This window comes from Candidatus Cloacimonadota bacterium, assembly GCA_020532085.1.
Lineage (GTDB): Bacteria > Cloacimonadota > Cloacimonadia > Cloacimonadales > Cloacimonadaceae > Syntrophosphaera.
This window is the reverse complement of the sequence record JAJBAV010000009.1, coordinates 47238-60468: the sequence shown is the minus strand read 5'-3', so window position 1 is coordinate 60468 and position 13231 is coordinate 47238. Positions and strand designations below refer to the sequence as shown.

Annotated in this window: 8 protein-coding genes; 7 read left to right on the top strand and 1 reads right to left on the bottom strand. The window is 56.2% G+C overall.

Annotated features, from left to right (window positions below; translation table 11 throughout):
* Window positions 1-146 precede the first annotated feature (146 nt).
* Window positions 147-602 (top strand): hypothetical protein, encoded by a 456-nt coding sequence (locus LHW45_03835; protein MCB5284708.1) that lies wholly within the window; start codon window positions 147-149, stop codon window positions 600-602.
* A gap of 139 nt (window positions 603-741) precedes the next feature.
* Entirely contained in the window at window positions 742-1989 is a 1248-nt protein-coding gene (locus LHW45_03830) for an OFA family MFS transporter (protein MCB5284707.1), read from the top strand.
* A 222-nt stretch (window positions 1990-2211) separates the two neighbouring features.
* Here LHW45_03830 and LHW45_03825 read toward each other — a convergent pair whose 3' ends face one another.
* Window positions 2212-6102, bottom strand: coding sequence for a T9SS type A sorting domain-containing protein (locus tag LHW45_03825; GenBank protein MCB5284706.1), 3891 nt, complete (start codon window positions 6100-6102; stop codon window positions 2212-2214).
* 632 nt (window positions 6103-6734) lie between these two features.
* On the opposite strand from LHW45_03825, the gene LHW45_03820 reads away from it, so the two are divergent.
* The 5 genes from LHW45_03820 to LHW45_03800 all read left to right on the top strand — a co-directional run bounded on the left by LHW45_03820 (window position 6735) and on the right by LHW45_03800 (window position 13222).
* Complete coding sequence (locus LHW45_03820; protein MCB5284705.1) at window positions 6735-8831, top strand: T9SS type A sorting domain-containing protein; 2097 nt, start codon at window positions 6735-6737, stop codon at window positions 8829-8831.
* Window positions 8832-9125: 294 nt separating this feature from the next.
* On the top strand, window positions 9126-10586 hold the full coding sequence (guaB, locus tag LHW45_03815) for an IMP dehydrogenase (GenBank protein MCB5284704.1): 1461 nt from the start codon (window positions 9126-9128) through the stop codon (window positions 10584-10586).
* The gene (locus LHW45_03810; protein MCB5284703.1) at window positions 10540-11475 is read left to right on the top strand and encodes a tyrosine recombinase; all 936 of its coding nucleotides are present in this window, start codon (window positions 10540-10542) and stop codon (window positions 11473-11475) included. The genes guaB and LHW45_03810 overlap by 47 nt, the downstream gene beginning before the upstream one ends.
* A 54-nt stretch (window positions 11476-11529) precedes the next feature.
* The gene (locus LHW45_03805; protein MCB5284702.1) at window positions 11530-12507 is read left to right on the top strand and encodes an ABC transporter substrate-binding protein; all 978 of its coding nucleotides are present in this window, start codon (window positions 11530-11532) and stop codon (window positions 12505-12507) included.
* The gene (locus LHW45_03800; GenBank protein MCB5284701.1) at window positions 12482-13222 is read left to right on the top strand and encodes an ATP-binding cassette domain-containing protein; all 741 of its coding nucleotides are present in this window, start codon (window positions 12482-12484) and stop codon (window positions 13220-13222) included. Before LHW45_03805 ends, LHW45_03800 begins: the two co-directional genes overlap by 26 nt.
* The last annotated feature ends 9 nt before the right edge of the window (window positions 13223-13231 follow it).

Here is a 13231-nt window from a genome sequence, read left to right as displayed (position 1 = left end):
GGGATGCATTCCGGTTCGAAAACCATTTTTCTTGAAGCACCGCCAACCTTCTTCACCGAAGCTTTGATCATGGAGACATTTTTTGCTTGACAGCGGAATCAATGACCGATTTAATCGACTTTGATAAAAAAAAGCAGGAGTTTACCATGTGTTTCAGCATCTTTTCCAAGAAGAAAAAGAACATTGAAGAAGCAGCCAAAGGCTTTGCCTCAAAGGTAAAAGATTCGGTGGGCGATGCCTACGAAAAAGCCAAGGACGCGGTGGAAGACACAGTCGACAAGGTGAAGGACGCCAATCTGGATGACAAGTTCGACAAGTTTGTGGATAATGCCAAAGACAAGTTTGAAGACGTCAAGGACAAGGTCGGCGACACACTGGAGAAAGCCAATCTGGACGAGAAGTTCGACAAAGTGGTGGAAGGCGCGAAAGACAAGTTCGAAGACATCAAGGACAAGGTCGGCGACACCCTGGAGAAAGCCAATCTGGACGAGAAATTCGACAAAGTGGTGGAAGGCGCGAAAGACAAGTTCGAAGACATCAAGGACAAAGTTGCCGACGCCACGGACAAGATCAAGGATGACACTCCGGAGAAACCTGTCTGAAAAAACTCTTCAGCCATTGAAGACACCAATCTAAACAGGAGCCCTTTATTTTTAGAGCAAGGATACCGGGATCGCCAGGGTTGATCCTGACCCGCGTGGCGCGGTATGTCCGGCGGAAGCTTTCTGGAGGAGCCAGGCCATGACCAACGGCCGCGAAAGATCGCCTTGGAAACAACGCTGGTTGGTTGTTTTGGGTGGTTTTTTGCTGGCCATGGTTGGAGGCCTTTCCTATTCTTGGGGCGTGTTTGTAGAGCCGATGCAAAAGCAGTTCGGCTGGACCAAGAGCGACGCCACCCTGCCCCTGTCCGTGTTCATGGTGGTGTTTGCCATCATGATGATCCCCGGAGGCCGGCTCCAGGAAAAGATAGGCCTGAAGAAACAGATCCGGCTGGGGGCCTTCCTCTTCCTGTTGGCCTACATTCTAAGCGGTTTGGTGCATTTCACCAACCACAAGCTGTGGCTGGTGTTCAGCTACGGGGGTTTGGGCGGAATCGCCTGCGGAATCACCTATTCCTGCATCGCGCCCGCCATTCGGCGGTGGTTTCCGGACAAGCCGGGACTGGCCGTATCGCTGGGCGTGATGGGCTTTGGCCTTGCCTCCACTTTCTTCGCGCCCTTCAAAGCCAGGGTGGCGCTGCCGCATCTGGGGATCGCCGGGACTTTCGTCCTCACTGGCGGGATCACCTTTGCCATCGCCTGGGTCGCTTCCAGTTTGCTGCGGTTTCCAGAGGATGACTGGTTCACCCACCTCTTCGGCACGATGCACCTCACCGGCCATACCAGCAGCATCATGGAGGATGTGACCCCGCGGAAAATGATGCGTGAAAAGCTCTTCTGGCTAACCTGGCTGGCTTTTCTCTGCGTGGTTTTCGGCAGTTTGATGATCATCGGCATCCTGCCATCTTTTGGCCGGGAAGCTTTGCGGCTCACAATTGCCCAGGCAGCCATACCTCTTTCCTTTTTTTCTTTCACCAACGGACTCAGCCGCCCCCTGGCGGGCTATCTTTCCGACAGGATCGGCTCCCTGCAGCTGATGGTGATGGTTTACACTCTGCAAACTGCGGTTTTTTTGCTGCTGCCCTTTCACATCAACACCCTGCTGCTGCTGAACCTTGCCGGGATCATCCTCGGCCTGGGGATCGGGGTCACCCTGGCGCTCTTTCCGGTGCTTAGTTCGGAGTTTTTCGGCGTAACCCACATGGGCATCAACTACGGCCTGCTTTTTTCCGCCTACGGGTTCGGGGCGCTGGCCATCCCGGTGGGAACCTTGATGCACGCGCGCTGGAATAGCTACACCCCACCTCTGTTGCTGGCAGGAGTCCTATCCGGTTTGGGAACCCTGATCCTAGCAGGCATCCTGCTCTTCCTGAGAAAACGGCCGCACTGACCCAGTCCGTGTCCAGCTGGCCAGCCTGAATCTCAGGATTTGTTTCAAGCTCCCTTCCAAACCACGTGGTTGGAGTGAAGGAATGACTGGAGAACCTCCAACCGCTGTTCAGATCGTCATTCCGGGAAGCGTGTACCAAGCACGCGGGGATCCGCAATGACACGCCGCTTTATCTTACCTGGGAAAGGTATTTGCCCCACCCACTTGATTTAACAGAGAGCATTATTTCATCAGCATCATCTTGATGGTTTTGGTTTCGTTTTGCGTTCTCACCCTGGCGAAATAAACGCCGCTGGCCACACCCCGGCCGTTGTCGTCACGTCCGTCCCAGCGCTGGCTGTGGTTTCCCCCAGACAACTTGGCCTGGAGGAGGGAACGCACTTTCTGGCCGCGGATGTTGAAAACGTCCACGCTCACTTCGCTGGAGAGGGCGAGGTTGAAAGCGATGCTCACATCAGGGTTGAAGGGATTGGGATAGGCCGTGAGCGCGGAAATGGGACTCTGGACCAGGTCCTGGAGAGGCACCTGATAGTTGCTGACGCGGATGTAGCCCTCGTAAGTTCCCGCCGCCGGAGGCTGCCAGGTGATCGTATCCTGGCCGTCCAGATAGTAGGGAACGTCGTTGAGCATCAGCAGGATCTGCCACTGGTCACCGATTCCCTCGGTGATGAAACTGATCTCACGGGGCGCTTCCGTACCCGCGTGGAGCCGGATGTTGAAATACTCAGCCTGTTCCGGGGCGCTGAAGGGCCGACGGTATTCACTGCAGAGGTTCCAGGCGGCCGTGGAATCGGCGTTGGCATGATGGATCCAGAGCGCGGAGCCATCCGTAAGGGGAGGATAGAGCGGGCGGGGATGGTCGAAGCGAAAATCCACCGCTTCAGAGGCCAAAGGATGCAGGCCAAGCTCGATTCCGGCGGGATGGGCTCCCGCGAGTTCCATCCGCAGCTGGAAAGCGGGCGGCGGAGCTTGCATCCCGGGACCCTCAAAGAAAGGCAGGAAGCGGATCTGTGGCACCAGGTCAGTGGAGCCGTTGTAATAGATCAGGAAAGCTTCCCAGGGCTCGATCCGGTTAGTCTTCTCATAATCCGTGCCGCGCCAGACGAAGACGGCGGGCGAGATCAGCTCCTGGCTCAGCATTTCGCTGAAGCTGTACGACTGGCCGGAAAGGGCAAAACTGAGGTCTTCAAGGTCATAGGCGCAGAGGTGGGGATTGGGCAAAAAGTTCCAGCCAGGCGCTAAATCAAGGTAATAGGTTCCGTTTTGGAGCGGCATGGTGTTGCTGTAGAAACTAACGTCATCGGTCATCACCCAGTAGGCAGTGCCGAAGTCGTAATCTTCCGTCATGCCCCAGCCGCCATCCGGGGTCAACTGATACGCAAGCGAGGGACCGAAAACCTGATCGAAGCTGAGATCAGTATTCAGCCAGGGATTGGAGCGCATCTTCAAGCCGGGTTCGTTGTAAGCAAGGATCATCTGGGGAAGCAGGGAAAAACGATAGGGGGAAAGATACCTGCTGCGCACGCCATCCACTGCCACAATGTCCACCACGAAACGACAGTCCTGCATTTCAGCCACGCTTGCCGGCACCAGCCAGGGAAAGCTGGTCTGGGTGGGCGGCACGGTGTCCGAGAGCAGCAGGCTGTCGGAAGCGTTGATCACCGAGATCTCGGCATGGTCGATGAGGAAGGGATACTGGAAACTCCAGCCAAATGTAACATTGTTGCCGCCCTGATAGACTTTGTTTTCCAGCGAGGCAAAGGTAGCCCGGGGCTGCATGTTCCCCCAGTGCAGAGTCATGGTTCGAACATTCGAGTTGGCGTTGCTGTATTGGTAGGGTCCGGCCAGCAGGTTGTGGTAGGTGCCGCCATCCTGCAAATAGAGCTTTTCCGCCCGGCTGAAGTTGCCGGATGCCGTGATGTTGAGCGTTTCCAGCTGATCACTGCGCACCCGGAGCACCCAGGTCTTGATCTGGTTGTCCGAATCGTAATCCCCTTTCACTTCCCGCGACAGATTGGTGCCGTTGGTGCTCCAATACTGTTCGTAGAAGGCGTTCCAGACATAAGTGGTACCGGGGTTGCCTTTCGTTACATCCCAGTACGCGTCGTTGCCGTCGGTGGCGAAAGGATTTGCGCTGAAGAACACCTGATCGGAAAGCGTGCCGGCCATGTTGCTGATGGTGACGGCATGGATGGGCCGGGGTGCCGCGCTGGCGGGATAATTGTGGAAATACTCCACTTCAAGGAAGTTGGTGCTGCTAATCTTGTAGGTGTATGCGCTGCCGTTGGTTACCTCGTTATCCCACCATTCAAAGCTGTTGGCGGTGGGATTGGCCAGGGCCGGATTGGTGAGCCATGAATCCACCAGGGTGAAGTTGCTTACGGCGTCACGGCGGTAGATCTTGAAGCCCTGGTTGTTGGTCTGGCCGTTCACCTGCCAGTAGAGACGCACCGTGCCGTCCAGACCGTGGGCGGTGAAAGCGGTTATATTGGCGGGAGCGAGGTTGGTGTTCACCTCGTTCGAAAGCGCGGAGACGTTGCCGTTTTTGTCTTTGGCGCGGATCTTGAAATAATAGGGGTTGGCGTTGGCCAGGTTGGGAACGGTGATCATCTCGCAGTCGGGCGAGGCGAGGAAAGAGTTGTTCGCCCGGTTGAAGATCTGGAAATTGTCTGTGCTTATGGGTTCCGTGGCATAGAGGATCTCGTAGCTGTCAAAATCGAAACCGTGGCTTTTGGCCCAGCTGAGGGTAACGCTGTTGAGGGATTGATTGTGCACTGTAAGGTTCCCCGGAGTGGGCGGGGTTTGATCGTCGTTCAGGGCGAACATATCCACCAGAACCGGTTCCAGATCGTAAACCCAGCGGCCGTAATAGTCCATGAAACGGCTGAAGAGCCCTTCCATGTCCCAGTTCTGGCTGGCTGCATCCCAGCCATAGAACCAACGATACACGTTGTCCGTTTCATCATAGCAGTTTGGCAATTCGTCCATTTCCAGGTGGAAGAAGGGCTCATAGATGTCATAATCCGTGGTTCCGCTTTGGGTGTAAAGCATGTGCTGATTTTGCGTGTAGGCCGGCAGGTCCACCTGATCGTTCACGGGATAGGCATTCTCGCCATCCGAGAAAGTGAAGTCGTGGGTGCTGTAGTTCACGCTGTAAAAATCGTTCAGCCAGACATCCGCATGGATGCCCACGGTGTTGGCGGGAATCATCAGATGCTGGCCGGCGTTGATCAGATCTCGCTTGAGCGGGGAAAGGTCGCGGATGGGCAGATTGGGGCAGGGCCGCGGATTACCGGCCGAAATCTGGCAATTGGCATAGCCCTGGTGCCGGTTCCAATCGTAGGAGTGGATCTGGGCGGAAAACTCCCGAAGGCCGAAGAGGGCGCGGATGGAATCGGCAAACTTCTTATAAAGCGTGTTGAAGGGATGAATGGCGTTGCGCAGGGGATCAGCCAGGGATTTGGAATTGGTGTAACTGCCCTCATTGGTCCAGCGCACCTCGCGGCCAGAACCGTTGATCAGCAGATAGCGGGCATCCCAAACATTCAGGGCTTCGTACCCCGTGGCAGGGGTGGGAAAGTCGTCACAGGGATGAGGAACGGTGATGATGATGGGCTTGCTGCCTTGGGGATTGTAGATGAAGAGCCCCCAACCATAGGTGAATGCGCCCCATTCATCGTCATATTCAGCCAGCGTTCCATTGTCATCAAAATAGCCAGGGTTGGGTATCTCGCGTAGCATGACATAAGTGCGGCCGGTATCTGTATCGTTGAGCTGCACGATCTCAAAGGGGGCGCTGTTCGCCGTCAGGATGGCCTGCGCGCCGTCGTAGTCTCCGGCCACAAAGAGGTCCGCCATGTTGTTCCAATAGATCAGATCGGTGGCCGTGGGCAGGCGGAAGTTGCCAAATCCGTTGGTTTGAACATCGTAGGGGGCGTAGAGGTTGTAATTCGGGCTGGCTATGCCTTCGGCCAGATGCGAGATCCAGTTGTCATAAGCGCAGGCGGGTTCGCTGCCCATAAGGAAGTCGCGCAAAGATCCGTTTTCGATGATTATTGCCGGGGCCAGAGCCGCCAGCAGACACAGCCAGGCTGCCAAGACTATTTTTTTCATGCTTTCATCCCTGTTCGGTGGCTTTGATTTGCATGAAACATACTCCTTCACAGGGGTGAAATAAGTCAAGCCTTTTTCTTTCAGCTCTGTCCAGTCCTTCATTCTGGATGCCTATCAGTACTTCGTTACCGCCGGCTTGGGCGGCATGGAACTCCTGGTGACGGCCTACACCCATTAGATTTCAAAAGAGAGCCGTACATTCCTGGCCACCACAATATCCTGTCAGCCACACCCTGAGCGCTCACGTCCATCCCCCTCCCTCGCCTCCCGCCAGATCATCGCATCAAACGCGGAGATCAGGCGGGAGGCGCATACGGAACCCGGAACAGGGCCTTTACGGACAGGCTGTATCGCTTCAATACTCCGCGGGGTAACCGTCTCTGGGATCAAGGCAGCACCACCCACTCTATTTGAATATGAGCCTTTATCTCCAAAGCACTTTCTAGTGTCTTTTTTTAATCTTCTAAAAATAATCTTTTGATGTGAGCAGAAATTGCTTACATTTTTATATGGAGCTGGAGACGAGTTCTACCTGGACATGGATGCCTGGCGGTCCAGGGTTGAGCCCTGAGCTACAAGCATCCGGTCGGGCAAGTATTAACCGCCCTATCAGGACTACAGGAAGGTGCAAGATGAAGACAGCCGTCATGGCGTTGCTGTTCCTTTTCGCCGTTGCGGCCATTCCGGCCGCCCAATGGGAACTGCACAGCTTCCCCACTGTGAAAGGGAATATGATAGCCACCCCGAACCATATCTATTACATCAACTATCCCGGCTTGGGCCGCATCGACCGCCTCACCCAGGAAATTGAGATTTTCTATACCTTCAATTCCGGCTTGCAGGAAGCCACACTGCTCAGCCTTTACTATGACAACGACGGCCTTCTCTGGATCGGCGGTTTGCATTCGCTGACCACTTTCGATGGCGACAGCACCTGGCAGAGCTTCGATCTATCCACTGCGCCGGTCGATCCGGGCTGGATCAGCGCCATCCACAAGGATTCCGCCGGCAATCTCTGGCTGGGCTGCACCCACGGTTTGTTCAAATACGATTTCTCCACCTGGACCCATTTCAACACCTTCAACACACCCCTGGACGACATGGAAATCCAGGTGATCGAGATCGACCATCTGGACAGGGTTTGGATCGGGACTTTGGAGCTCAACTCCAGTCTGGCTTGCTATGATGGGGTCAACTGGACACAAACTGACTACCATGTCACCGGACAGATCAAATTCATCCTCGAAGACAGGCAAAACAACATCTGGGTGGGAGCTTCGAACCTGAGCAAGTACGACGGGTCCAGGTGGGCCGCCATTCTCGATCCAGGCATCGGCGACAACTGGCTTTACTTTTACACAGCTGACGTGGACAGCCAGAACAACCTCTATGTGATCTGTTATGGCGACCTATACCGGCTGGACTCCCAGGGCTGGTCGATGTATGAGGAATCCGGATCTCTGCGTGAGGTCGCCGTCGATTCCGGCGGCGCGGTCTATTACTCTTCGGACAGGTTGTTCCGCCTCCACACGGAACTGGCTGGCTCCTATCAGGTCGGCAACGTCTATCCCGCCAGCTCAAGTCTGCGCGACAGCCAGAACAAGCTCTGGATCGGACAGATCAACGGCGGCATCAGCATTTTTGACGGAACCCAGTGGCAGTTCCTGGATGAAACCACGGACCCTCAACTGCAGTACGGGGTAATGGATCTGGAAATCGATGCCGACGGATTTCTCTGGGCGCTAACCCGCAGCCATGTAGTCCTGTTCCTCGATGGCTACTGCTGGTCTACGTTTGAGCTGCCCGATCTGGAAGACTATTACCACTATACCTGCCTGGAATTCGACGGCCAGGGCAACCCTTGGATCGGATCCAACGGCAATGGCCTCTACATCCGCCAAAACGACGTCTGGCAGCACTACAGCTCCCAGAATTCCGGCCTGCCGGGAGACTTGATCGATGACATCACCAAAGACCAGCAAGGCCGGATGTGGATGCTGACCAACGATGGCATCGCGGTGAACGACAACGGAAACTGGCAGGTCTACAACCATCTCAACGCCCCCTTCGAACCCCAGGGCTTCAGCGCCCTCGCCTGCGATGCCCAGAACAGGATCTGGGTTCGCAATGGCCCACAACTCTGCCGCTGTGAAAACGGCACCTGGTCCGCCTGGGCAGTGCCCTCCACAGGCAGTGGAACCTATGGAGACTGCGAACTGGGCTTTGACGCGCTGGGCCGGGTCTGGGTAGGTCTCGGCATCCACGGGGTCGGAATCTTCGACGGCACGGACTGGCAGGTCTGGAATCAGTCCAACTCCCAGCTCCAGGATTCATGGGTCTGGTCGGTTTTTTCGGATACCGACGGCGGCGTCTGGATCTGCCTGACGGCGGGATTTCAGGTCTATCGCTATGACGGCGTTGCCAGTTCAGATCCCCACTTGGTTCCGGCCGTCAGCCTGGACTTGCGCTGCTATCCCAATCCCGCTTCGAAAGAAGTGCAGATCTCTTTTTGCGCCAAGGATCGGGACCGTTACCGTGTCCAGGTGTTCAATGTGCGCGGGCAACTGGTTCGCGACCTCAGTGATACCATTTTGGAAGCTGGCCGTGTGGAAAACCTGGCTTGGGACGGACAGGACGGCCAGGGCAAACCTGCCCCCAACGGACTTTATCTGCTCCGGGTAAACAACGGAACTGAGGCGCAAACCCGGCGGGTTATTCTCCTGCGCTGAATCAGCGGCAGCCGAGCCCGATCCTGGCGGATTTCTGCCAGCTTGGGATTCTTTGCCCCCAGACCAGCCTGCGGCGCGGAAAGAGATTTTTGTTTTGCCACACCGCCATCTCCAAAGCCTGTCCATCGCAATTAACAATCATTCAAAGACTTGTCCCCACTTTCCCCTTGGGCCACAACTTGCAGCTTTGGGTGTCAGTTCACACTTCATCTGGGCAAACGATCTGCCCACTCCCGGCAAAGTGCTTGACAGCCGGGACGAAGTTCATTTTATGGCTTGTTAAGGAAGTTCACGATGAAGAAAACGATCCGTAAGACCTACACTTTCGACGATGTTCTGCTGGTGCCGCAGCATTCCAAAGTGCTGCCGGCAACGGTATCCTTGGAAACGCAGATCAGCGCCAGACTAAGCTTGAAAATACCGGTACTGAGCGCGGCGATGGACACGGTGACAGAAGCCGGGATGGCTATCGCGATGGCAAGGGAAGGCGGTCTGGGCATCATCCACAAAAACCTCAGCATAGACAAGCAAGCCGAAGAGGTGCGGCGGGTGAAACGAGCCGAAAGTGGCCTCATCACCCGTCCCTACACCCTGGCCCCCAGCGACAGCCTGGCCAAAGTGCGTCAGATCAGGGAAGAGCACAGGATCGGCGGCTTCCCCGTGGTGGACAAGGGGCGCTTGGTGGGGATTCTGACCAGCCGCGACATCCGCTTTGAGACCAACGGCAAACGTTTGGTGAAAGATCTGATGACGCCGCGGGAACGGCTGATCACCGCTCCGGAAGGCACTTCCAGCGAGGATTGCGTTGCCCTGCTGCAAAAACACAGGATCGAAAAACTCTTGATCGTGACCTCGGAATTTGGCCTGGCTGGCATGCTCACTGTGCGCGACATCTTGAAAAGGATCAGCTATCCCAACGCCGTGCAGGACGAAAAAAACCGCCTGCTGGTGGGTGCCGCCATCGGCGTAACCGGCGATTTTCTGGAACGCGCGCAGGAATTGGCGAAACAGGGTGTGAACCTTTTGGTGATCGACACCGCGCACGGCCACCAGGTGAATATCCGCGCCGCGCTCAACAAGGTGAAGGCCACCTGCAACGTGGAACTTCTGGCCGGCAACATCGCCACCGCCAAAGCCGCCCAGTTTCTGATCGACAGCGGCGCGGACGCCATCAAGGTGGGCATCGGACCCGGCTCCATCTGCACCACCAGGGTCATCGCTGGCATCGGTGTGCCTCAGCTTTCCGCCATCATGGACTGCTCCGAAATCGCTGCCAAAGCGGGGATCCCGCTGATCGCCGACGGCGGCATCAAATACTCCGGCGATATCGTGAAAGCCCTGGCCGGTGGCGCGGACGCCGTGATGATCGGCTCGCTGCTGGCCGGCACCGATGAAAGTCCCGGGGAATACATCATCTACAACGGCCGCCGCTTCAAAAGCTATCGGGGCATGGGCTCCATCGGGGCCATGCGCAAGGGCAGCAGCGACCGCTATTTCCAGGAAAACGCCGAAGACAACAAGCTGGTGGCCGAAGGCATAGAGGGCATGGTGCCCTACAAGGGTCCGCTGAAAGACTTTTTGTACCAACTGATGGGAGGCTTGCGCTCCGGAATGGGCTATTGCGGAGCGGAAAACCTGTCCGCCCTGCGAGAAAAGGCCGAATTCATCGAGATCAGCGGCGCCGGCCTCAAGGAATCGCATCCCCACGATGTCAACATCACCAAAGAATCGCCCAACTACCAGGCCGGAGATTGAACTCGATCCCAACCTGACCAGCCTGCTGAACGGTTTTGTCTATTACATCCGGGTGGAAAAAGGCATGGCTGAAAACAGCGTGGAGAGCTACCGGCGGGATGTTCTCGACTATCTGGGCTGGAACGGGCTGCCGATCGAAAAACACCAGGCGGAGCAGGTGGGCAAATACCTGGCGGAACTTGTGGGGGCAGGGTTGGTGAACACTTCCGTGGCCCGCAAAAGGGTGGCGCTGAAGCAGTTTTTTGGCTTTTTGGCTGACAACGGCAAAGACCTTAAAGTGGATTTCGACCAGATACCCAAGATCAGGCTGAGCCAGCATCTGCCGGATTTCCTGGATGTGGAGACCATGCTGGCCTTTCTGGACGAACTGCCCCGGGAAACCGTGCTGCAGAGACGCAACCGGGCGATGCTGGAACTGCTGTACTGCACAGGGTTGCGCGTCTCCGAACTGCTGGGACTCACCACCCATGACCTCAATTTTGGCGAGAGCGTGATCCTGGTGCGCGGCAAAGGTTCCAAACAGCGATTTGTCCCTTTTGTGGATAGCGTTTCAGACATCCTGAAAGACTATCTTGGTCAAACCCGCCCCGCCCTGCTGAAACTTTCCCAAACCGACAATCTGTTCCTGAATAACCGTGGCGGCAAGCTTACCCGCATGGGTTTCTGGAAGATCCTGCGCCAGGCCGCCCTGGAAGCCGGCCTCAAGCAGGAGATCACACCCCACACCTTCCGGCATTCTTTCGCCACCCATCTGCTGGAAGGAGGCGTGAACCTGCGCATCGTGCAGGTGTTGCTGGGTCACTCCAGCTTGAACACCACTCAGATCTACACCCACGTCGATACACGTTATCTGCTTGAAACACACAGAATGTATCACCCCAGAGCTTAAGTTTTATATCATATCATAGGGAGCAATAAATTGAATAACAAAATTCTTAGTATCATGCTGATCCTTGTTCTGCTGCTAGCTTTTGCCGGCTGCAAGCAAAAAAATGAGGGGCCCGAACTCCGCAAGGTACGCCTGGTGCTGGACTGGACCCCAAACACCAACCATGCCGGGGTTTATGTGGCCCGTGATCTGGGCTATTACAAAGAACAGGGCCTGGATGTGGAGATCATCCAACCGGGTGAAAACACGGCGGAAAAGATCGTGGCCATGGGGCAGGCGGAGTTTGGCTTCAGCTATCAGGAAAGCGTAACCATCGCCCGCTCCCAGGGTGTTCAGGTGAAATCCCTGGCCGCGGTGATCCAGCACAACACTTCCGGATTCGCGTCCCTGAAAGAATCAGGCATCACTTCCCCGAAGGAATTCAGCGGGAAAAGGTACGGCAGCTCCGGCTGGCCTTCCGAACTGGGGATCCTGCAGCAGGTGATGGAGAGCAGCGATGCGGATTTCGAAAGCGTGGAAGTGGTGCATGGAGTTACCGATTTCTTCACCACAATTGGCAAGAACGCCGATTTTGAGTGGATCTACCACGGATGGGACGGCGTCCAGGCCCGGCTGAAAGGCATCGACATTAACTTCATCCCCGCCCGGGAGATCGACCCCATCTTCGATTTCTACACGCCGGTGCTTATCACCAGCGATCTGCTGGCCAATTCGGACCAGGATTTGATGCGCAAGTTCCTGGCGGCCACAACCAAGGGCTACGAATTCTGCGTCAAAGACCCCGCCGAAAGCGCTGAAGTATTTTCCCGGGCGGTCCCGGAGCTTGACCCTGAGCTAGTGAAGGCCAGCCTGGAGTATCTCAGCAGCCAGTTCCAAGCCGATGCTCCCCGCTGGGGCCAGCAAAACCCGGTAATCTGGAAGAATTTTGCCGACTGGATGCTACGCAAGGGGATCATCACCACTGGCGTGGAGGCCCTGGCGGCCTTCACAAACGAGTTTCTGCCTGATGCAGCCGATCCTCAGGGCCCGTAAGCTAAGCAAATCCTTCCTGCTGCATGGGCAGCCTCAACTGATCCTGCGCGAGGTTGATTTCGAGATGCGGGCGCAGAGCTTCGTATGCGTGGTGGGAAGCAGTGGCTGTGGCAAAAGCACGTTTCTGGAACTGCTGGCCGGGATCACCCGGCCCGATTCCGGAGAGATCTTTTTCCGGGACGATGAGATCACCGGCAAAAGCGGCTGCCTGGGCTATATGCCCCAGGACGACCTGCTCTTTCCCTGGCTGAACGTATCGGAAAACGCCCTGATTCCCGTGCGGATCAAAGGCGGTGACGTAAAGACCGCCAAATCACGGGTGAAGGAACTGCTGCCGGTCTTCGGGCTGGAGGATCACGCCGCGCACCTGCCCTACCAGCTCAGCGGCGGTCTGCGCCAGCGAGCGGCTTTTCTACGCACCTGCATGATGGACACGGAACTGCTGCTGCTCGACGAGCCCTTCGCCAGCCTGGATGCCATCACCAGATTGCAACTGCAAAACTGGCTTGGATATATCGCTAAAGAGTTGAAGTTGAGCATCATACTCGTTACCCACGACATCAACGAAGCCATAAAGTTAGGCGATGAGATCCGAGTGATGAGGAGTCAGCCGGGCCAGTTCGTGGCCACGTTCACGCTTGAACGCGGCAAGGATTTGAGCGAGATTCAGAAGTTGGACCTCCAGCGGGAGGTCCTGGCCTGGGTGGAAGGCTGAAAATGAGGG